Origin of the sequence: Micromonospora sp. NPDC000663, assembly GCF_042898105.1 — a bacterium.
Taxonomy (GTDB): Bacteria; Actinomycetota; Actinomycetes; order Mycobacteriales; family Micromonosporaceae; genus Micromonospora.
The window spans coordinates 1,199,944-1,221,097 of the sequence record NZ_JBIAYR010000001.1 but is presented as its reverse complement, the minus strand read 5'-3'; the positions used below and the strand labels follow the sequence as shown (position 1 = coordinate 1,221,097).

Annotated in this window: 17 protein-coding genes; 7 read left to right on the top strand and 10 right to left on the bottom strand. The window is 71.9% G+C overall.

Translation table 11 applies throughout. The features are described 5' to 3' along the window. Nucleotides 1-7 precede the first annotated feature (7 nt). Complete coding sequence (locus ACFY1S_RS05845) at nucleotides 8-1,174, bottom strand: 8-amino-7-oxononanoate synthase (protein ID WP_387114325.1); 1,167 nt, start codon at nucleotides 1,172-1,174, stop codon at nucleotides 8-10. Between the two features lie 154 nt (nucleotides 1,175-1,328). On the opposite strand from ACFY1S_RS05845, the gene bioB reads away from it, so the two are divergent. The 3 genes from bioB to ACFY1S_RS05830 are packed head-to-tail and all read left to right on the top strand — an operon-like array spanning nucleotide 1,329 to nucleotide 3,032. Next, nucleotides 1,329-2,324: a biotin synthase BioB gene (gene bioB / locus ACFY1S_RS05840; protein ID WP_387113224.1), complete on the top strand. Its 996-nt coding sequence runs from the start codon at nucleotides 1,329-1,331 to the stop codon at nucleotides 2,322-2,324. Nucleotides 2,325-2,329: 5 nt separating this feature from the next. Next, on the top strand, nucleotides 2,330-2,521 hold the full coding sequence (locus ACFY1S_RS05835; protein WP_387113222.1) for a hypothetical protein: 192 nt from the start codon (nucleotides 2,330-2,332) through the stop codon (nucleotides 2,519-2,521). Nucleotides 2,522-2,525: 4 nt separating this feature from the next. After that, nucleotides 2,526-3,032, top strand: a complete 507-nt coding sequence (locus tag ACFY1S_RS05830) for a GNAT family N-acetyltransferase (RefSeq protein WP_387113220.1) — start codon at nucleotides 2,526-2,528, stop codon at nucleotides 3,030-3,032. Nucleotides 3,033-3,041: 9 nt separating this feature from the next. On the opposite strand, the gene ACFY1S_RS05825 is transcribed toward ACFY1S_RS05830, so the two are convergent. The 3 genes from ACFY1S_RS05825 to ACFY1S_RS05815 all read right to left on the bottom strand — a co-directional run bounded on the left by ACFY1S_RS05825 (nucleotide 3,042) and on the right by ACFY1S_RS05815 (nucleotide 9,454). After that, a complete protein-coding gene (locus tag ACFY1S_RS05825; RefSeq protein WP_387113218.1) occupies nucleotides 3,042-3,566 on the bottom strand; it encodes a DUF488 family protein in 525 nt (174 codons plus the stop codon). A gap of 345 nt (nucleotides 3,567-3,911) precedes the next feature. After that, on the bottom strand, nucleotides 3,912-6,353 hold the full coding sequence (locus ACFY1S_RS05820) for a non-reducing end alpha-L-arabinofuranosidase family hydrolase (protein WP_387113216.1): 2,442 nt from the start codon (nucleotides 6,351-6,353) through the stop codon (nucleotides 3,912-3,914). A gap of 203 nt (nucleotides 6,354-6,556) precedes the next feature. After that, nucleotides 6,557-9,454, bottom strand: a complete 2,898-nt coding sequence (locus ACFY1S_RS05815; protein WP_387113214.1) for a glycoside hydrolase family 9 protein — start codon at nucleotides 9,452-9,454, stop codon at nucleotides 6,557-6,559. A 432-nt stretch (nucleotides 9,455-9,886) separates the two neighbouring features. Here ACFY1S_RS05815 and ACFY1S_RS05810 point away from each other — a divergent pair, with 432 nt between their 5' ends. After that, a complete protein-coding gene (locus ACFY1S_RS05810; protein WP_387113212.1) occupies nucleotides 9,887-11,452 on the top strand; it encodes an aldehyde dehydrogenase family protein in 1,566 nt (521 codons plus the stop codon). Between the two features lie 53 nt (nucleotides 11,453-11,505). Continuing rightward, nucleotides 11,506-11,910 (top strand): VOC family protein, encoded by a 405-nt coding sequence (locus tag ACFY1S_RS05805; protein WP_387113210.1) that lies wholly within the window; start codon nucleotides 11,506-11,508, stop codon nucleotides 11,908-11,910. On the opposite strand, the gene ACFY1S_RS05800 is transcribed toward ACFY1S_RS05805, so the two are convergent. From ACFY1S_RS05800 to ACFY1S_RS05790, 3 genes are all read right to left on the bottom strand, one after another. Next, nucleotides 11,907-12,965 (bottom strand): GNAT family N-acetyltransferase, encoded by a 1,059-nt coding sequence (locus ACFY1S_RS05800; RefSeq protein ID WP_387113208.1) that lies wholly within the window; start codon nucleotides 12,963-12,965, stop codon nucleotides 11,907-11,909. The genes ACFY1S_RS05805 and ACFY1S_RS05800 overlap by 4 nt on opposite strands. Before the next feature lie 106 nt (nucleotides 12,966-13,071). Further along, entirely contained in the window at nucleotides 13,072-14,466 is a 1,395-nt protein-coding gene (locus ACFY1S_RS05795) for a DM9 repeat-containing protein (protein WP_387113206.1), read from the bottom strand. Between the two features lie 62 nt (nucleotides 14,467-14,528). Then, nucleotides 14,529-15,230, bottom strand: coding sequence for an amino acid-binding protein (locus ACFY1S_RS05790; protein ID WP_387113204.1), 702 nt, complete (start codon nucleotides 15,228-15,230; stop codon nucleotides 14,529-14,531). 145 nt (nucleotides 15,231-15,375) lie between these two features. On the opposite strand from ACFY1S_RS05790, the gene ACFY1S_RS05785 reads away from it, so the two are divergent. Together ACFY1S_RS05785 and ACFY1S_RS05780 are read left to right on the top strand one after the other, a co-directional pair. Continuing rightward, nucleotides 15,376-16,446 (top strand): phosphotransferase family protein, encoded by a 1,071-nt coding sequence (locus ACFY1S_RS05785; RefSeq protein WP_387113202.1) that lies wholly within the window; start codon nucleotides 15,376-15,378, stop codon nucleotides 16,444-16,446. After that, the gene (locus ACFY1S_RS05780; protein ID WP_387113200.1) at nucleotides 16,446-17,657 is read left to right on the top strand and encodes an acyl-CoA dehydrogenase family protein; all 1,212 of its coding nucleotides are present in this window, start codon (nucleotides 16,446-16,448) and stop codon (nucleotides 17,655-17,657) included. The genes ACFY1S_RS05785 and ACFY1S_RS05780 overlap by 1 nt, the downstream gene beginning before the upstream one ends. A 38-nt stretch (nucleotides 17,658-17,695) precedes the next feature. Here the strand turns inward: ACFY1S_RS05780 and ACFY1S_RS05775 are convergent, their stop codons facing one another. The 3 genes from ACFY1S_RS05775 to ACFY1S_RS05765 all read right to left on the bottom strand — a co-directional run bounded on the left by ACFY1S_RS05775 (nucleotide 17,696) and on the right by ACFY1S_RS05765 (nucleotide 21,148). After that, a complete protein-coding gene (locus tag ACFY1S_RS05775) occupies nucleotides 17,696-18,742 on the bottom strand; it encodes a LacI family DNA-binding transcriptional regulator (RefSeq protein ID WP_387113198.1) in 1,047 nt (348 codons plus the stop codon). A gap of 82 nt (nucleotides 18,743-18,824) precedes the next feature. Next, the gene (locus ACFY1S_RS05770; RefSeq protein WP_387113196.1) at nucleotides 18,825-20,249 is read right to left on the bottom strand and encodes a GH1 family beta-glucosidase; all 1,425 of its coding nucleotides are present in this window, start codon (nucleotides 20,247-20,249) and stop codon (nucleotides 18,825-18,827) included. Continuing rightward, entirely contained in the window at nucleotides 20,246-21,148 is a 903-nt protein-coding gene (locus tag ACFY1S_RS05765; protein WP_387113194.1) for a carbohydrate ABC transporter permease, read from the bottom strand. The genes ACFY1S_RS05770 and ACFY1S_RS05765 overlap by 4 nt, the downstream gene beginning before the upstream one ends. Nucleotides 21,149-21,154: the final 6 nt, after the last annotated feature.

Sequence of the window (21,154 nt, the reverse complement as noted above, 5' to 3'; positions counted from 1 at the left end):
CAGGCACTCACGCGACCACCTCGGTATCCCTCGCCGGCACTGGCGCACACTCCACGACGACGTCCAGGGCCCGCTCGAAGGCCGCCCGGGGCACCCCGGCGCTGACCGTGAGCCGCAGGCGGGACCGGCTGTCCGGGGTGGACGGCGGCCGGAAGCAACCCACCGCGACGCCCCGGTCCCGGCAGGCGGCGGCCCACGCGGTCGCCGCGTCCGGACCGGGGGCGGTCACCGAGATCACCGCCGCGTCCGGAGCGGACACGGTCAACCCGGCGGCGCGCAGCCGACCGACCGCCAGCGCCACCCGATCGGCCAGCTCGGCGCGCCTGTCGTCCCCGGTCCGGGCCAGCCGCAGCGCGGCGTGCACCCCGGCGGCGACCGCCGGCGGAAGCGCCGTGTCGAAGATGAACGTACGCCCGGTCTCGACCAGGTGCCTGACGAACTCGGCCGGACCGGCGACCACTCCCCCCGCACCGCCCAGCGCCTTGGACAGGGTGGCGGTGACCACCACGTCCGGTTCGCCGGCCAGCCCGGCGGCGGCGACCGCACCGGCGCCTGACGGACCTGTCACGCCGAGCGCGTGCGCGTCGTCGACGAGCAGCAGCGCGCCGTGGCGGCGGGCCACCGCGTGCAGTCGGGTCACCGGGGCGAGGTCACCGTCGACCGAGAAGACCGACTCGGTCACCACCACCGCCGGACGGCCCGGGGCCGCCGCGAGCGCCGCGGCGACCGCGGCCACGTCGGCGTGCGCGGTGACCACCGTCTCCGCGCCCGAGATGCGACACCCGTCGATGAGCGACGCGTGGTTGTGCGCGTCGGAGACGAGCAGCGTCCGGGGTTGCACGAGGGCCCGCAGCGCGCCGAGGTTGGCCAGGTAGCCGGAGGAGAAGACGAGAGCGCCGTCGGTGCCCAGCCATCCCGCCAGCTCGGCCTCCAGCGCGTGGTGCGCGTCGGTCGAGCCGCGTACCAGCCGAGACCCGGTGGCCCCCAGCCCGTATGCCGACAGGGCCGCCGCGGCGGCGCCGGCGACCTCCGGGTGGGTGGCCAGGCCGAGGTAGTCGTTGCCGGCCAGGTCGGTCATGCCGTCGTCGGCGGGACGCGGGTGCAGCCGCCGGGTCAGCCCGGCCTTCGCCCGCAGGTCCGCGCGGCGGTCGAGCGCCGCCAGCCAGTCCGCCACCGTCACCCCTTCGCCGCTGTCCGCGCCGGTCACGCCGACACCCGCCGGGCGAAATTACCACCCGCCGCCAGCGGCCCGACGGATCCACTCGGTGCGAGGGCCCGGGGACGGCGGGTCATTCCGGCTGATCGGGAGGCCTTGTAGGGTACGAGCCATGCCAGAGATCCTCGACCAGGCCCGGACCCAGGTCCTGGGTGACGGTGTCGGCCTCGACCAGGCCGCCATTCTCGCCGTGCTCAGTCTGCCCGACGAGCACCTGCCCGCAGCCCTCCAACTCGCCCACGACGTGCGGATGCGCTGGTGCGGCCCGGAGGTCGAGGTCGAGGGGATCGTCTCGCTGAAGACCGGCGGCTGCCCGGAGGACTGCCACTTCTGCTCCCAGTCCGGGCTGTTCACCTCTCCGGTGCGGTCGGTCTGGCTGGACATCCCGTCGCTTGTCGAGGCGGCGAAGCAGACCGCGAAGACCGGGGCGACCGAGTTCTGCATCGTCGCGGCGGTACGCGGCCCGGACGCGCGGCTGATGAAGCAGATGCGCGAGGGTGTGGCCGCCATCAAGGCCGAGGTGGACATCCAGGTCGCCGCGTCGCTGGGCATGCTCTCCCAGGAGCAGGTCGACGACCTTGTGGACATGGGCGTGCACCGCTACAACCACAACCTGGAGACCTGCCGGTCGTACTTCCCCAACGTGGTCACCACGCACTCCTGGGAGGAGCGCTGGGAGACGTTGCGGATGGTCCGCGACTCCGGCATGGAGGTGTGCTGCGGGGGCATCCTCGGCCTCGGCGAGACCGTCGAGCAGCGGGCGGAGTTCGCCGCGCAGCTCGCCGAGTTGAACCCGCACGAGGTGCCGCTCAACTTCCTGAACCCCCGCCCCGGGACGCCGCTGGGCGACCGTCCGGTGGTGGAGGGCAAGGACGCGCTGCGGGCCATCGCCGCGTTCCGGCTGGCCATGCCGCGCACCATCCTGCGGTACGCGGGCGGCCGGGAGATCACCCTCGGTGACCTGGGCACCCGCGACGGTCTGCTCGGCGGCATCAACGCGGTGATCGTCGGTAACTACCTCACCACGCTGGGTCGGCCGGCGACAGCCGACCTGGACCTGCTCGACGAGCTGAAGATGCCTGTCAAGGCCCTCTCCGCCACGCTGTGACGATCATGACGACGACCGAGGTGTGGTGCGACAGGTGCGGTGAGCCGGCGACCGACGGCGCCCATCCGGGCTGCGCGTCGGCCCGCCGGTTGGAGCCGCCCCGCTACTGCCATTCGTGTCGCCGTCGGATGAAGGTGCAGGTGCTGCCGGTCGGCTGGTCGGCGATCTGCGTCGAGCACGGCGAGATCCGGGGCTGAGCCGATGCTGCGAGGGCGGGCGGTGACCCTGCGACCGGCGACGGTCGAGGACGTGCCGGCCCTCGCGGCGATCCGGGCGGCCCCGGAGGTACGCCGGTGGTGGCGCGGCGGCGACGACCTGGCCGACTCGGTCCGCGCCGACCTCGACGACGACGACCTGGCCCTGTACGCCATCGAGCACGACGGCCGGGTGGTCGGCGCGATCCAGTGGTACGCCGAATCCGACCCGGACTACCGCCACGCCAGCCTGGACATCTTCCTCGACCCGGCGGTCCGCGGCGAGGGCCTCGGTGGGGACGCCATCCGCACCCTGGCCCGGCACCTCGTCGACGAGTACGGCCACCACCGGTTCACGGTCGACCCGGCGGCGGCGAACAGCGCCGCCATTCGCGCGTACGCCAAGGCGGGTTTCCGCCCGGTAGGTGTGCTGCGGCGTTACGAGCGCGGCGAGGACGGCCGCTGGCACGACGGCCTGCTGATGGACCTGCTCGCCGACGATCTCGTGGAGTGAGCGGGCGCGTCAGCCGTCCCAGCACAGGTGCCCGTCGGGGAGCCGACGGGCACCCTCGGCGGGCTGGTGGGAGCTGGTCCGGCCCTCCGGCATGAGGTGCGCGACAGGCATTCCCCGGCCGAGGGCTGTGACGTCCGCGATGAGTCGACGGTGGCAGCGCCACCAGAGGCTCTCGCTGCACATCACTGCGGTGGTCCGCCGGGTCGCGTCGGCCAGCACCTCGGTGAGCGCCGCGTCGAAGTCCGGCGTGCGCGTGTAGGCGGCGTATGCCCGGAACGCCGCGACGTTCCACCAGGTGTCCGGCTCCGGCTCGCCGGAGGGGATGTGCCGCCGCCCGCCCAGGCGTGGCTCCCAGCGGTAGTCGATCCCGAACTCGGGGAGCCACCGCTCCAGCTCCTCGCGGCGGACGTCCGGGTTGGTGCGGCTGGCCGGGTACCTGCGCACGTCCACGACCAGGGCCACCCCGGCCCCGGTCAGCAGGTCCCCCAGCCGCACCCGGTCGGCCGTACCGTGCCCTACGGTCAGCAGCTCCACCACACTGCTGCCTTGCCCCGAATCCCGCGTGCTTATCCCGGGTACGCCGGAGTGGGTACCCGACGCAGATCCCGGGCGGGGGGGGGGGGGGGGGGCCGCCCGCCCGCCCCCCCCCCCCCCCCCCCCCCCCCCCCCCCCCCCCCCCCCCCCGGCGCCCCCGCCCCCCCCCCCCCCCCCCCCCCCCCCCCCCCCCCCCACCCCCCCCCCCCCCCCCGGGGCCCCCCCCCCCACCCGGGGGTTCCCCCCCGGGCCCCGCGGGGGGGGCCCCCCCCCCCCCCCCGGGGGGGGGGGGCCCCGCCCCGGGGGGGGGCGGCCCACGCCCCTGTTCTCCGAATCCTGTGACGCCTAGCGTTGGAGGGTCAACACACCCGGCCGCCACGGCAGCAGGTTGTAGTCGCCCCCCGCACTGGGGTTCTTGCCCTGGTACAGCAACTGCAGGTTGCAGGCGTCGACGGTCTTGGTCTGGTCGGGGTTGGTGCGGACCAGGTCACCGTGGCTGATGTCGTTTGTCCACGTCGCGCCACTGTTGGCCTTGCCGGCGAACGGGTTGCTCTCGGTGGCGGCCTGCGGGGTCCACGAGCCGCTCAGGCTGGTGGACGTGAACGACCGGAAGTAGCGTTGCCCCTGGCTCCCGATCGCCTCGACGATCATCAGGTACTGGTTCTGGCCCGCCACCTTGTAGACCTCGACGCCCTCGAACAGGTTGTTCGTCGAGTCCGACATGACCGTCGTGTAGGTCGAGCCGAAGCTGCCCGGGAAGTTCCCCAGCGGCATGCTCGACCGGTAGATCTTGCCGTTGTCCCCGGCGAAGAACAGGTACATGTTCTGGTCGTCGCCGATGAGGGTCTGGTCGATCACGCCGTACGGAGCGTCCGAGAGGGTGGCGGTGGACAGCGTCTGCGCCGAGGACCAGCCGTTGGCGTTCGTCGGGTCGCTCGACGTCTTGTAGCTGAACGAGGTCGGTCCCCACTGGTACGCCAGCACCCAGATGTTCTTCGGGGCGAAGTACAGCAGCGTGGGCGCCACCGTGCCCTGACTCATTCCGGTCTGGCCGGCCGACGCCATGTCGGACCAGTTCGTGAAGGGGCTGAAGTTCATCGAGCTGTACTGGCCGCTGCTGTTGACGTACGACCCGTAGACCAGGTGTTTGCCGTTGTAGACCACATTTGTGAAGTCCTTGAGCGAGACCCAGCCGTTCTGCGGGTTGGCCAACGCGCCGGTCGACGACCACCGGTAGGTCGACGGGAGTGCGCAGCCACCCGTCGGCGGCGGCGTGGTGGTCGGCGGCGGCGTGGTCGGCGTGGTGCCGCCGCCGAAGTCGGTCCGCCACTGCTGGTTGGTCTGCCCGTGGCAGTCGTACAGCTGGACCTGCTGGCCGTTGCCGGTGCCCCAGACGTCCAGGCACCGGCCGGACTGCACGCCGCTGATGGTGCCGTTGGAGTTGATGTTCCACTGCTGGTTCGCCCCGCTGTTGCAGTCCCAGATGATGATTCCGGTGCCGTTGGCGGTGGCCGCGCCGTTCGCGTCCAGGCACTTGCTGCCGTAGACCCGCAGCTGCTTGTCGCTGGTGTACGTCCACTGCTGATTCGACTGGCCGTTGCAGTCGTAGAGCTGGACCCGGGTGCCGTTGGTCTGCGTGGCGTTGGGCACGTCGATGCACCGGCCCGACTGCACCCCGACGATCCGGCCGGCGCCACCACTCGGTGGCGGGGTCGTGGTCGGGCTCACCGTCGGGCTGGAGGTCGGCGGGGCCGCGTTGAGGGCGTTGAGGACGGAGTTGTAGGCGGCCTTCTTGTTGCCGTTTCCGTCGAAGAGCAGCGGGCTCTCGTTCGAGCGCCAGGAGTCGCTGTCACGTACGCCCCAGACGGTGATGCCGATGCAGCGCGGCACGTTCAGGCACGCCTGGGTCAGCCCGGCGTACTGGGTGGTGGAGGAGTTGGTGACGTCGACCTCAGTCAGCGCCACGTCCACGCCGAGCGCGGCGAAGCTGGCCAGCGTGGTCTGGAAGTTGCTCGGGAGCGAGCTGCCACCGGTGAAGTGGGTCTGCAACCCGACGCAGTCGATCGGCACGCCCCGGGACTTGAAGTCCTGGATCATGCGGTAGACGCCCTGCGTCTTGCCGTACGACCAGTTCTCGATGTTGTAGTCGTTGTAGCAGAGCTTCACCGACGGGTCGGCCGCCCGCGCGGTGCGGAACGCCACCTCGATCCAGTCGTTGCCGGTGCCCTGGAGGTTGGAGCTGCGGCGGCTGCCGTCCTCGTTGAACGCCTCGTTGACCACGTCCCAGGCGGCGAGCTTGCCCCGGTAGTGGCCCATCACGCCGTTGATGTGGTCGATCATCGCCTGACGCAGGTTGCTGCCACTCAGGCTCTGCATCCACCCCGGCTGTTGCGCGTGCCAGGCCAGGGTGTGCCCACGGACCTTCAGGCCACGCTGGGTCGCCCAGTTGTAGATCTGGTCACCGGAGCTGAAGTTGAACTGGCCTCGCTGGGGCTGCGTCGCCTCCGGCTTCATCTCGTTCTCGGCCGTGATCATGTTGAACTCACGCGCCGCGATCGTGCTGTACGTGGAATTGCTCAGCCGGCCCGCCGCGATGGCGGTGCCGAAGTATCGGCCGGACTGCGCGGCGGCCGCGCCGAGCGTGGTCGCGGCGGCGTTCGCCGAGGGCATCATCACCGCGACGGCGGCCACGGTCACGACGCTGAACGTGCCGGCGAGCAGCGCTCGGACGACGTTCGATCGCCGCCGCCGAGTTCTGCCGGAATGAACGGATGGGCTTGTTTCCATTTTGGCCTCCTTACTTGGCCAACACCCGGAACGCCGAGGCGGGACGACCGGACGTCTGAGTCAGATATTTATCTTAGTCAATGTTCATATCACGCGACCGGTCCCGGTGGCGGAGGTTTCGGAAAAGTTTCGGAAATGTTTAGGCGCTACGCGGCGTGGCCTGACCGGTCGCCACACCGGCCACGCCACGCCCCGTCGTTGAGTCAGGTGACCGCGCAGGTGGTGTTGTTGACGGTGAAGGCCGTCGGCTTCGGGTTACCGCCGGTGTGGTTGCCGTTGAAGCCGAAGCTCACCGACGCGCCCGGCGCGATGGTGCCGTTGTAGGACAGGTTGGTGGCCGTGACCGCCGCGCCACTCTGGCTGACCGTCGCCGACCAGCCCTGGCTGACGGTCTGCCCGGCGGCGAAGCTGAACCGCAGCGTCCAGCCGTTGATCGCGGTGGTGCCGGTGTTGGTTATCGTGACGCTGGCGGTGAAGCCGGCGCTCCAGTCGGTGGTGGCGTACCCCACCGAGCAGGTGCCGCCGACCGGCGGTGCCGCGGTGGTCACCGCGACCGGCGCGGACGCCGCGGAGGTGTTGCCGGCGGCGTCGACGGCCACCACGTAGAACTGGTACGCCGTGGAGGCCGTCAGACCGGTCACGGCAACTGTGGTGCCGGTCGGTGAGCCGACGAGCGCGTCGGTCGTGCCCGCCTCGCGGTAGACCCGGTACCCGGTGACACCCACGTTGTCGGTGGACGGGGTCCAGGCCAGGGTGAGCCCGGTGGCGGTGACGGCCGAGGCGACAGGGGTGCCGGGCGTGCTCGGCGCTGTGGTGTCGGCGGTGCCGGCCGGTGGCGTGGTCACGCTGAGCTTCGGCGACGCGGCCGACGTGTTGCCCGCGCCGTCGCGCGCGACGATCGTGTACTCGTACGTCCGCTCGGGTAGCAGCGTCGAGATGGTGACCGAGTTCCCGGTGACGCGTCGGGTCGCCACCACGTCGTTGCCGACCATGAACTCGTTGACGTCGTACCCGGCCAGGCCGCTGCCGCCGCTGTCGGTCGACGGCGTCCAGGTCAGGGTGACCGTGCGGGGGCCGAGGTTCGACGCCACCGGGGTGCCCGGGACGGTGGGCGCCGTGGTGTCCGGAACCACCGGGCCGGGCTCCTCGCCCCAGATCCGGGTGCTGCCGGCGTAGAGCGGAACCTTGCGGTTGGGCCCGGCGGTTGCCTGGTACGACGGGTCGTTTGTCGGGTCCCAGGTGCCGCCCTCCGGCACACCGATCTTGAACTGGACCTCCATCCGGTGCTGCGACTGACCGGCCGGGGCGATGGTGTAGCCGGTGCAGTCCACCTCGACGTACCAGATGTCACCGCTGTACTGCTTGGCGGTGGTCGGGGACGGGCAGCCCTGCGTGTAGCCGGCGGTGACCTGGACCGGGCCGGTGCCGTCGGGCCGGAAGTAGTACCGGAATTTCCCGTCCGTCAGGGCGCGGGCCGGGAACGCCGACTTGTTGTAGACCATCACCTTGAGACCGGTGGCCCGCGGCTCGGCCTGGGTCACAGTGGTCTCCACTGTCAGCTCGTCCATGTCCGGCGTCTCGGCGACCGGGAAGTTCGCAAGCGGCGTGCCGCCGTACTCGGAGGTCAGCCGGACCAGCGCGGACGTGAAGCCGGCGTTGTAGTCGGTGGCCACCTCGTTCATCACGTAGTCAGACCGGCTGTCGCTGTACGCGTCGTTTGCCGAGGACGGGCCGCCGACGAGCGCGCCGTAGAGGGTGTGCCTGGTCTCGACGGGCACGGTCTGGCTGTCCCACCAGGAGCCGTGCGCGGTGCGGTGGTGCGGGTTCTTCGGCGAGTTGGCGCCGAACCCGATGACGTAGCTGGAGTTGCGCGGGTTGTCGCCCAGCGCGTAGTTGATCTGCCGGACCGCGAAGTCGTGGTAGCGCGCCTTGCGTGTGGTGTCGGTGGTCTTGTCGCTGTAGACGAGCGCCGCGAAGGACGTGTTGGCCGCGTAGCGCAGCGCACCCCACGAGTCGAGCACCGCCATCCCGCCGGGTGAATACGGCACCCGCTGCCCGTCCACCCCGACGGTCCAGTAGTCCAGCCAGCGGTTGGCGTCGTCGACGTACTTCTGCTTGCCGGTCAGGTTGGCCAGCAGCACGTACGCGCCGAACTGCTTGTTGTCCCAGGCGATCGTCCACTTGTAGGAGCGGGTGGTGCTCTGGTTCTCGGTGCCGAGCTTGTCGTACTCACTCTCGGCCTTGGCCAGATAGCTGGCGTCGCCGGTGGCCCGGTAGAGCCAGATCGCGGCCCACACCAGCTCGTCCTGCCAGCCGCTCCACGACTTGTAGAACGACGCCGCGTCGGTGATGCACTCGCTGTACGCCTTCCGCACGGTGTCGGCGAACGTGTAGAGCTGCCGGGCGTGGCCGAGCAGCTTGTCCGCGTAGGCCGCATCGGTGGGCCGGAACACCATCGAGGACGCGGCCATCGCGGCCGCCGTCTCCCCCGCCAGGTCCGCGCCGCCGCAGCTCGCATCGATCTTGTACGCGGGCCGCGCCATCGGCATCACCTCGGCCGGGCCCCACCACTTGTGGTCGTCGTCGCCCTTGCCGACCTGTCCGTAGAGGACGTTGGCCGACGGGTGCGCCTTGATGAAGTAGTCGTTGACGAAGCGCAGGTTGTTGAGCAGGTGCGGCAGTTGGCCGGAGGAGGTGTAGCCGCTGCGGTACTCCACCGCCCCCCAGGCGAGCATCGTGGCGCTGAACGCCATCGGGAAGCCGAACTTCACGTGGTCACCGGCGTCGTACCAGCCGCCGGTGAGGTCCAGCCCGGCGTCCCGGCCGTCCGTGAGGGCACTGTCGCCGCGCCAGGAGACCCGGTTCCAGTCGGGCAGTTCGCCGGACTGCTGGGCCTCGTAGAAGAGCAGCGACTTCTGCAACGCCTCGGCGTAGTTGAAGGACGCCGCCGCGGACGCCGGACCGGACGGCGGTGCGGTGACGGCGAGGGACAGGCCGGTGAGCAGGGCGATGCCGGCGGCCAGCATTCGCCTGGGCCAGGGCTGGTCGGCGACCGGCGACCGGCCGGGTCGGCCGGGAACCGGCCGGGTCAGATGGCGCATGGCGGGCTCCTGTCGGAGGCGCCGCCGGTGGTCGCACCGACGCGGGACGGCGTGGGGGCGGCGTGGCCACCGGCGACGGTGGGGTGGCGGTGTTACCAGGGGTGGCCGTGGAAGCGCTCCCATGGATAGTCGACAATGTATCGGCCGTGACGTCGCTTGGGAAGCCCGCAACCGCCGACGCCATCTCGCGGCCGGCGTACTCGCGGGTAACCCCCGTGGACGACATCACATCATCGATGCTTGTCGATTACATGACGATCGTGTCCGCAGCTCAGCCGCTCGGCACCCGAGCAGACCGTCGGGCATGACGGTGCAACGACGTCCAGCCAGACAAACGTACTGTTGCTGACCCGCTACTGCCCGCGAGACAGTACCGACCATCAGCGGTGCCATCGACGCCGCCGCTCCCCGGTCGACCCAGAGGAGGACGCGATGGCACTACGACTCGCCGAGGGCACCGCCTGGTCCGAGGTCCTCGCCCGCGCGGTGGCTGCCGCGCCGGAGGCGTTCGGCGCCGACGTGGACGGCGTCACCACACTGCACAACCTCGTCGAGGGCGAGTGGCGGGCCGTGGGCCGCCCCGCCCCGGTCCGCACCCCGGTGGACAACACGGTCATCATCAACCTGCCCCGGCTCGACGCCGACACTGCCCGCGCCGCCGTCACGCACGCCACTGCCGCTCACCACGCCTGGGCCCGTACCCCGCTGGCCGAGCGCAAGGCCCGGGTCTCCGACGCGCTGGACGCCCTCACCGCCCACCGCGACCTGCTCGCGCTGCTGCTGGTGTGGGAGATCGGCAAGCCGTGGCGGCTCGCCTGCGCCGACGTGGACCGCGCGCTCGACGGCGTCCGCTGGTACGCCGACGAGATCGACCGGATGCTCGCCGACGGCCGCGAGCCCCTGCCCGGCCCCGTCAGCAACATCGCCTCGTGGAACTACCCGATGAGCGTCCTCGTGCACGCCGAACTGGTCCAACTGCTGGCCGGCAACGCGGTCATCGCCAAGACGCCGTCGCAGGGCGGCGCGGTCTGCCTGACCGTCGCGCACGCCCTGATGCGCCGCGCCGGACTGCCCGCCACCCTCGTCTCCGGCGGCGGTGAGGAACTGTCCGAGGTGCTGGTCCGCGCACCCGAGATCGGCGCGGTGGCGTTCGTCGGAGGCCGCTCCAACGGCGGCAAGGTGGCCGCCGCGCTGCTCGACAGCGACAAGCGGCACTTCATCGAGCAGGAGGGCCTCAACGCCTGGGGCATCTGGAACTTCTCCCAGTGGGACCTGCTCGCCGCGCACCTGAAGAAGGGCTTCGAGTACGGCAAGCAGCGCTGCACCGCGTACCCCCGGTTCGTGGTGCAGCGCGACCTGGTCGACGAGTTCCTCGACATGTACCTGCCGGTGGTGCGCTCGGTCCGCTTCGGCCACCCACTCGCCGTCGACGAGACCTGGACGGCCGGTGACCCGCTGCCCGAGCTGGACTTCGGGCCGCTGATCAGTGCCGCCAAGGCCGACGAGCTGCACCGCAAGGTCGACGAGGCGGTCCGCGGCGGCGCGGTGCCCCTGCACCGGGGCAAGCTGACCGGCGCGCCGTTCCTGCCCGGGCAGGACACCTCTGCGTACGTGGCGCCATCGGTGCTGCTCGCCCCGCCCGGCCGGTCCCGCCTCATGCACGCCGAACCGTTCGGCCCCGTCGACACGATCGTCGTGGTGGACACCACCGACGAACTGCTGGCCGCGATGAACGCCTCAAACGGCGCGCTTGTCGCGTCCCTGGCCTGCGACGACGAGGAGCTGGCCGGCAAGCTCGCGGTGGACCTTCAGGCGTTCAAGGTGGGCATCAACAAGCCGCGCTCGCGGGGTGACCGCGACGAGGCGTTCGGCGGCCGGGGCGCCTCGTGGAAGGGCGCGTTCGTCGGCGGTGACCTGCTGGTGCACGCCGTCACCGTCGGCGGCCAGGGCCGGCTGTACGGCAACTTCCCCGACTACAGCAGCTACCCCGCCACCTGACCGACACCCCGGTCCCCGCGGTGGCGGGGACCGGGACCGCGTACGGTCGACCGATGGCGATGATCGCGCAGCTTTCCCTGGGCGTGTCCGACGCTGAACGAGCCGGAGCGTTCTGGGCCGCCGCCCTCGGCTATCGCCGACGCCCGCCCCGCCACCCCGGCGACGAGTGGATCGTGCTGGAGCCGCCGCCCGGGATGCCCGGCGCGGCCATCGCGATGGACCTCAGCGAGAGCCCGGTCGAGGAGTTCCCCCGCGTCCACCTCGACCTGGACGCCGGTGAGAACACCCTCGACGAGGAGGTCGACAGGCTCCTGGCCCTCGGCGCCCAGCCCGTCGACTGGCGGCACTACCCGACCGATCCACTCCCGACCGAGCCGCCGTACGTGGTGCTCGCCGACCCGGAGGGCAACCGGTTCTGCGTGTCGGGCCGTCGCAAACCAGCCGAGGGCCCTCGCTAGACCCCCGGCACCGCCACGGTGGCCGGAGCGGCGAGCGGCACGGTGAGGCTGAGCAGCGTGCCGTCGCGTTCGGTGACGGTGGCCCGATCCAGCCGACGCAGGGCACGCAGCATCGGGGTGTTCTCGGCCTGCACGTGCAGCACGAGTGCCGCGTAGCCGGCCGCGTCGGCGTGCCGGGCCAGCCGGCGCAGCAACGCCGAACCGAGCCCCCGCCGCTGCCAGTCGTCGCGCACCAGCAGCGCCACCTCGGCCTCGTCGCCCTCGCCGAGCAGGTTCGCCATGGCGACCACGGACTCCGGCGCACCGTCGGCGGCAGCCGTCGTGGCCAGCAGGGTCAACCCCCGGGCCGGCTCCAGCAGACGGCGCAGCCGGGCGGGCTGGGGCAGCGACGCTCCGCCCAGGTAACGCCGCTGCCGGCTCCGCGGGGAACAGCCGTCGTGCAACTCCAGAACGCCCGACAGGTCGTCCGCGCAGGCGGGCCGGACGGCCACCTCGGCGCCGTCGGGCAGCACCAGCGTGACCTGCTCGGCGGCCCGCCGCGCCACGGTGGCGGCCAGTTCGACAAGGGCCTGCGCCCGGGCGTACTCCGCCGGGGTGAACGCGGGCGCCGCCCGGCGCAGCGCGAACGAGCCACCCGCCGGGTCGGCCAGCAGCATGCTGGTACCGGTGACGCCCCTCTCGGCCCCTGTCGACGTCGGTCGCCAGCTCACCGAGTCGGCACCGAGCAGCGTCCGCAGCGCCTCGCCCGTCGAGTCCGGGTCACGCACCAGCCGGTTCGCCAGACCGAGCACCCGGGTGGGCTGGTCGACGAGGCCGCGCGCCTCGCTGCGCGCCACCCAGCAGTCCCGCCCACGACCACGCTCGACGGCCGCGACCAGTTCGGCCTCGGCGAGCGTGTCAGGCGCGTCGACCAGGAAGTCGTCCACCGCGCCCTGCTCGGTCGGCTGCACCTGCACGGTGAGGATGTTGACCCCGCGCAGCGCGAGGCTCGCGGTGAGCACCGACAGGTAGCCCGGACGGTCGTCCACAGTCGCTCGGATCCGCCACAGCGTCATGGTTGGCTCCCTTCCCCGGGTACCACCCTGACCCCCCGCTGTTGCCGCCCGATTGCCCGGCGGTGACGGGTTGCGCTCGGGCCGGTGTCCCCGCCCGGGTCGGCCGCTACGCGGGGCGGCCGCGGTAGCCGATGGGACCCTCCCCGACCCGCTGGTAGGTACCCAGGAAGCCACGGTCGCTGAAGGCGACAGTGCCGTTGTTGCCGCGCAGGTGCCGCCAGGCCAGCCTCGTGACCGGGCGGCCGGCCACGGTCACCGAGACGAGCAGGTCACCCGAGCGGTGCCACCCACCGGCCCAGCCCTCCTGGGTGGAGAAGCGCCACGCCTCCTTGGCGACGGTGCCGCGTTCGGTCAGCCGGCCGCGGAACTCCGTCGGCTGTCCACCCGGCTGCCGCCGCCAGCCGTAGAAGGCGGCCTGCTGCTTCTCGAACGTGATCGCGTACTCGGCGCCGGACTCGTCGGCCCAGGCCACCTGCTCGAGGGCGGCCTGCTCGCCGCGGTCGATGAAGATGGTGATGTCGCCGGCGGGGCTGGCGTACCGCAGCACCGGCTCGGCGATCGCCTGCCGGTCGAGGGCCAGTCCCGCCTGGTCGTGTGCGTGCATCGGGTCGATCGTCACCCGGTACAGCCACAGCATGCTCCGGGCGTCGACACCGCTCTCGATGCGCAGCGTGTTCCGGCCGGCCGTCAACTCCTCGGCCGGCACCGCGAAGACCAGCCGTTGCGGGAGCCCACCACCGTTGGGGATGCGCAGCCGGTTGGCCAGTGGCCTGCCGTTGAGGCGAACGGTGAGCGGGGCGTACCCGGGCGCCCGGGAGAGCATCGACGCGAGCGCCCGGATGGCGACGCAGGCCTCGCCGACGACGGCCGGGTCGGGCACGTCGAACTCCAGCTCGACCGACCCGCCGGCGTCGATGGCCAGGTGGTCGCCGGCGGCCGAGGAACGGTCGACGCCGGTGATCGTGACGTTCCCGACGCGGGGCGGCTCGGTGCCGAAGTCGGCGTAGGTGGGGTCCATCTGGATCCCGGCCCTCTGCCCGCTCGCCTGCGCCGCAGCCGGCGGCCGCAGCAGCACCTCGTAGGACCGGGCGGTGCGCTCGGCGTCGTCGTAACCGATGTTGGCGGCGCGAAAGGCCCGCCGCACCTTGCCGATGCGCAGGGCGCCCGGTCCGACCGCCGCGCGGGCGACGTAGAGCGGTTCGCCGTCACTCTCGCGGCCCGCCGGCAACGCGTCCGCGGGCACCGAGCCACCGGACGCGATGCCCCAGACGCCACGGTCCATCAGCACCTCGTACTCGTCGACGCGGACCACCTCGCCGGCCCAGGTGGTCCGGGCGGCGCCCAAGGCCGGACGGACCTGGGCCGGGTGCACGCCGCCGTGCATCCGGACGCGGCACGCCCACAAGGGCTGGTCCTCCTCGTACCCGTGCGGTACCGCGCCGGCCGGGATCAAGCCACCGCGGGCCGCCTCCCAGCGATATCCATCGAGAGCAGAGTCCATTCCGGAGAGACTAGATCAACAGGCTCCGGCCTCGCGAACCGCCGACCCCGGCGGGTGGCGGCTCAGGGGTTGGCACTGACCGGGGGCGCGCCCACCAGGTCCAGCCGGTCCCCGAGGATCACCGCGCAGGCCCGGACGAGCTGGCTGAGCCGGTCGACCTCGGTGCTGTGGAACCCGGCGGCGTAGAGCGTGTCGCTGTGCTCGCGGGCCACCACGAGCACCAGGCCGGCCCGGCCGAACGGCGCTATCGCGTGGTGGGTGCCGTCGGGGGTGGTCATCGACCGGCCGCGCAGCGGGGTCACCTCCGGCAACCGCAGGGGTACGGGAGCGCGCCAGCTCGCGTGCCCGACTGTGGCTCCACCGCTCCCGCTGCGCGAGGCCCAGTCCACCGGGACCACGGCGGCCACCGCCCAGTCGGCCGCCAGTAGCCCGGGCACCGCGTCGACGAGGGTGGCCAGCCCGTCGGCCGGGTTGGCCGCGACCTGGGCCAGCAACTCCGCGTCCTGACCAGTGGTGGTGGGCGCGCCGATCGCCCGCCACACACCGTCCACCCGCACGCCCGGGATCGCCGCGAGACCGGCCAGCAGCCGCTCGACCCGGGCGGCCCCCGGCCAGACGACTGTGAAGTCGTCCACCGCACGCCCACCGAGCCGCTCCAGGACCACCACCTGGACGATGTCCGCGCCGGACACGCCGAGCGTGCGGGCAACCTGGCCGAGGGTGCCCGGACGGTCCGGCAGGGTGACCCGAACTCGCAGCAACATGTCTGTCCCTCCGCTCGGCGGGCCGGCGGCGGCCGGCAGGCTGGTCACAGCCTGGTCGTTGACCATTTCGTCCCTGTTGCAGGGGCATGTCCCGAGCGGAAAATCTGACCTTGACAACGTGAGCGGGCTGCCATCAACTAGTCGGATGACTGATCCGGCCGTCGACGCACTCCGGCCCGGAGCAGTCCCGGCCGGCCTGGACCTGGCCCGGCTCGCCGACCACCTCGCGACACACCGGCCGGAGCTGGCCGCCGGGCCGCTGCGGGCCGAGTTGATCGCCGGCGGCAAGTCCAACCTCACCTACCTGCTGCGCGCCGGCGACCGGGAGGTCGTGCTCCGCCGCCCGCCGCTCGGGCACGTGCTGGCGACCGCCCACGACATGGGCCGCGAGTTCCGGGTCATCTCGGCGCTGGCCCCGACCGAGGTGCCGGTGCCCGGCGCGCTGCTGCTCTGCACCGATCCGGACGTCATCGGCGCCCCGTTCTACCTGATGGAACGCGTCTCCGGGGAGGTGTTCCGCACCCGCGCGCAGACCGACCCGCTGGGCGACGAACGCCGACACGCCCTCGCCATGGCAATGATGGACACCCTCGCCGCGCTGCACACGGTCGACCCGGCGGAGGTCGGGCTGAGCGACTTCGGCCGCCCCGAGGGCTACCTGGCCCGGCAGGTACGCCGCTGGGCCGGGCAGCTCGACCGCTCCCGCAGCCGCGATCTGCCCGGCATCGACGAGCTGCGCGACAGGCTCGCCGCGACCGCCCCGGAGGGCGCGAACGCCGGCCGGATCGTGCATGGCGACTACCGCCTCGACAACCTCCTCGCCTCCGCCGATCCGGTGGCCGTGCACGCGGTGCTCGACTGGGAAATGGCCACCCTCGGCGACCCCCTCGCCGACCTGGGGTTGCTCCTGACGTACTGGGACGTGCTCGGCGGCAGCGAGACGGCAGCCGGCAACCCGGTCGCCGACGGCCTCGGCCCGCGCGCCGGCTTCCCCACCGGCGCCGACCTCATCGACAGGTACGCCGGGCGCAGCGACGTCGACGTCGGGCCGCTGCACTGGCACGTGGCACTCGGTTGCTTCAAGCTCGCGGTCATCTGCGAGGGCATCCACTACCGCCACACGCTCGGGCAGACGCTCGGCGAGGGCTTCGACCGGATCGGCGACATGGTGGCACCGCTGGTCGCGTACGGGCTGACCGCCGCCAGGGAGCGGTGATGGACTTCGCATACGACAGCCGGACCGAGGAGCTGCGCGACGAGCTGACCCGGTTCCTGACCGAGCACGTCTACCCGGCCGAGGCGGTGCACGCCGAGCAGGTGGCCGCCGGCGACCCGTGGTCGCGTACGCCGGTGCTGGCCGAGCTGAAGGCCGAGGCCCGCAAGCGCGGCCTGTGGAACCTCTTCCTGCCCGATCCGCGCTACGGCGCCGGCCTGACCAACCTCCAGTACGCGCCCCTGGCCGAGCTGACCGGGCGCAGCCCGCACCTGGCGCCGGAGGCGGTCAACTGCGCGGCACCGGACACCGGCAACATGGAGCTGCTTGCCGAGTTCGGCTCGGACGCGCAGCGGGAGCGCTGGCTCATGCCGCTGCTGGAGGGGGAGATCCGCTCCGCGTTCTGCATGACCGAGCCGGACGTCGCCTCGTCCGACGCCACGAACATCGCCACCCGGATCACCCGCGACGGTGACGAGTACGTCATCAACGGCCGCAAATGGTGGTCGTCCGGGGCGATGGACCCGCGCTGCGAGATCTTCATCGTGATGGGCAAGACCGACCCGGACGCCGACCGGCACCGCCAGCAGAGCATGGTGCTGGTGCCCCGGGACACCCCCGGGGTGCACGTCCGTCGGGGCATGACGGTGTTCGGCTACACCGACGGGTCGCACGGCGGGCACGCCGAGATCGACTTCATCGACGTCCGGGTGCCTGCGGAGAACCTGATCGGCGCCGAGGGCACCGGTTTCGCCATCGCCCAGGCCCGGCTCGGTCCGGGCCGGATCCACCACTGCATGCGGCTGATCGGGATGGCCGAGCGGGCATTGGAGCTGCTCTGCAAGCGGGCCAACGAGCGTGTCGCGTTCGGCAGGCCCCTCGCCGAGCAGGGCGTGGTCCGCGAGTGGATCGCCGAGTCCCGGGTGCGCATCGAGCAGGCCCGGCTGCTGGTGCTCAAGACGGCCTGGCTGATGGACACCGTCGGCAACAAGGGCGCACACACCGAGATCCAGGCCATCAAGATCGGCACGCCGGCCATGGCGGAGTGGGTGATCGACAAGGCCATCCAGGGGTACGGCGGCGCCGGCGTCAGCCAGGACACCCCGCTGGCCGCCCTGTGGGCACAGACCCGCACCCTGCGCCTCGCCGACGGCCCCGACGAGGTCCACCGCAACTCCCTCGCCAAGCGCGAACTCCGCCGCTGGACCTCGTAACGCCCGTCCCGGAGTCTCCGCCCTCCCCCGGACGAGGGTCAGGCGGAGGCTCGGTGGACCAGTTGGGTGTCCAGGAGGATGTGCGGGGCGGGCAGGTCCTCGCCGCGGATGCGGGCCACCAGCAGACGGGCCATCTGCCGGCCCATCTCCTCCACCGGCTGGAAGACAGTGGTCAGCGGCGGTTCCGCCTGCCGGGCGATCGTCGCGTCGTCGAAGCCGATCACCGCCACGTCCTCGGGCACCCTCCGGCCGGCCTCGCGCAGGGTACGCAGCGCGCCGAACGCCATCAGGTCGGACGCGACGAATACCGCGTCCAGGTCGGGGCAGGCGTCCAGGAGCCGGCGCATGGCGCTCGCGCCGCTGCCCTCGCTGAAGTCGCCGTACGCGATCAGGTCGGGGTTGACGCCGCCCCCGGTTGCCTTGACGGCCTCGGTGTAGCCGGCCAACCGGGCCAGGCCGGCGCCCATGTCCTGCGGCCCGGCGATGGTGGCGATGCGGCGCCGCCCCTGCCCCGTCAGGTACTCCACTGCCTGCCGGGCGCCGCCAACGTTGTCCACGTCGACGAACCAGGCCGGCTGAGCGCCGGGTTGCAGCATTCGGGCGGGCCGACCGCCGAGCACGGCGGGCAGGCCGCGCTCCTCCAGCAGCGTCGGCAGCGGGTCGGAGTCGTGCAGCGACAGCAGCAGGACGCCGTCGACGTGCTGGTTGGTCAGGTGGTGCTCGACCCGCTCCCGCTCCACGGGCGACTGGGCCATGGCCAGCCAGAGCTGCAGGGGTGTCTCGAGCAGCGCGGAGCTGATCCCTCGCACGATCGAGGCGAAGAACGGCTCGGTGAAGACCCGCTCGCCGGATTCGGACACCACAAGGGCGACGGAGTCGGTCCGCTGGGTGACGAGCGCTCGGGCGGCCCGGTTCGGCACGTACCCCAGCTCGGCGATGGCCTGTTGGACCGCGGCCCGGGCCTCCGGGCTGACCTGGGGCGAGCCGTTGACGACGCGGGAGACCGTGCCCCGGCCGACGCCGGCGCGCGCCGCGACCGCGTCGAGGGTCGGGCGCCCGAGCGACCGGGTGCGCTGCGTTGTCATCGTCTGCTCCTCCGACGGCGGGCGGGCCCGGTGCCACCAGCGGAAGGTGGACACCAGGACCGCCCTGATGGCTGGCCCGAGCCTATTGTGCGGCCAGACCGTTGCGTCGGATCACCGAGGCGTACCACCTGGCGCTGGACTTGGGAATGCGGACCTGACTGTCGTAATCGACATGGATCATGCCGAATCGCTTGGTGTAACCCCAGGCCCACTCGAAATTATCCATCAACGACCAGGCGAAGTATCCCCGCAGGGGCACCCCCGCGTTGATCGCCTCGTGCGCGGCCCGCAGGTGGGCGTCGAAGTAGGCGAGCCGGTCGACGTCGTCGACCTGCCCGTCGACGACCTCGTCCACGAAGGCGGAGCCGTTCTCGGTGACGTACAGCGGCAGGTCCGTGTAGTCGTCGTGCACCCGGCGCAGCGTCTCGGTCAGGCCGGGGGCGTCGATCTCCCAGCCCATGTCGGTGACCGGGACGCCCCTGGTGACGAAGCGGACGTCCTCGCTGCCCGGCCAGCACGACGGGGCCGGGTCGGCCTCGACACCGTCGACCGCCGCGGCGACCACGTGCCTGCTGTAGTAGTTGACGCCGACCATGTCCAGCGGCGTGGCGATGGTCGCCAGGTCACCGTCGCGCACGTGGTCGAAGTCGGTCACCGTGCGCAGGTCGGCCACCAGATCCCGGGGGTACGACCCACGCAGCAGCGGGTCGAGGAAGAAGCGGTTGGCCAACCCGTCGATGCGCCGGGCCGCGTCCACGTCCGCCGGCGCGTCACTGGCCGGGTCGACCGGGTAGAGGTTGACAGTCACACCCACCTCGGCGTCCGGCCGGGTGGCCCGCAACGCCTGCACGGCCAGGCCGTGGCCGAGCATCAGGTGGTGCCCGGCCCGGACCGCGTCCGCGCCGTCGTTACGGCCCGGCGCGTGCACGCCCGAGCCGTAGCCGAGGAACGCCGAGCACCACGGCTCGTTGAGCGTGGTCCAGTAGCGCACCCGGTCGCCGAGCGCGTCGGCGACGAGCGTCGTGTAGTCGGCGAACCGCGCCGCGGTGTCCCGGGCCGGCCAGCCACCGGCGTCCTCAAGCGGCTGCGGCAGGTCCCAGTGGTAGAGGGTCAGCCACGGCTCGATGCCCTTGGCCAGCAGCTCGTCGACCAACCGCCGGTAGAAGTCCAGGCCGCGCTGGTTGGCCGCGCCGGTGCCGCCGGGCTGCACCCGCGGCCAGGAGACCGAGAAACGGTACGACTTCAGGCCCAGCTCGGCCATCAGCGCGACGTCGTCACCGACCCGGTGGTAGTGGTCGCAGGCCACGTCGCCGGTGTGCCCGGCGAGGACCCGGCCGTCGGTGTGGCTGAACGTGTCCCAGATCGACGGGGTACGGCCGTCCTCGGCCGCCGCCCCCTCGATCTGGTACGCGGCGGTCGCGGCCCCCCACAGGAAGCCGGGTGGAAAGGTCAACCCGGGCCGGTCGTCGAGGACACCGACGGCGGGCGGGCTGGCGGGGTTGCTCACGACTTGACGGCACCTTCCATGATCCCGCCGATGATCTGGCGGCCGAACAGGACGAACACGATGAACAGCGGAAGGGTGGCGATCAACGTACCCGCGAAGATCTGGGAGTTGTCCGCGAAGTACGCGGTGTTCAGACTGCGCAGCGAGATCTGCACTGTCGGGTTGGCCGGGTCGGCCAGCACCACGAACGGCCAGAAGAACTGGTTCCACTGCTCCATGAAGGTGAGCAGGCCGAGCACCGCCGCGGCGGGTCGCAGCGCCGGCACCACCACGTGCCAGTAGACGCGCCAGGTGGAGCAGCCGTCGACCCGGGCCGCCTCGATCAGTTCGTTGGGCACGGCCTGTTCGGCGTACTGGCGCATCATGAAGATGCCGAAACCGCCGATCAGGAACGGCACCGTCACCGACGGCATGGTGTTCAGCCATTCCAGCTTGGCCATCAGGATGTACAACGGCAGCACGCCGAGCTGGATGGGGATCATCATCGAGGCGAGGATGATGAGCAGCAGCGCGTTCTTGCCCCGGAACTTCAGTTTCGCGAACGCGAACCCGGCGAGCGAGCCGAAGAAGACTGTCGCCACGGTGATCGTGCCGGACACGAGGAACGAGTTCATCAGGCCCTTGACGATGTTCGCGTCGCCGTTGTCGAGCACCCGCTGGATGTTCTCGCCAAGCTTGCCGCCGGGCAGGAACGGCGGCGGCCAGGAGTTGGCCGCGTCGCTGGTCCGCGAGGCGATGACGATCATCCAGTAGAACGGGAACAGCGACAGGATCACGCCGAGGACGAGCCCGACCCAGGTCAGGGGGCTGGCCGTCCAGAGCTTCTCCGCCCGGTGGCGGATGCCGGTACGCCCGGTCGGCGGCAGCGCCGCCGGTGGTCGCAGAGTGGTCATGGTCATGGGTGC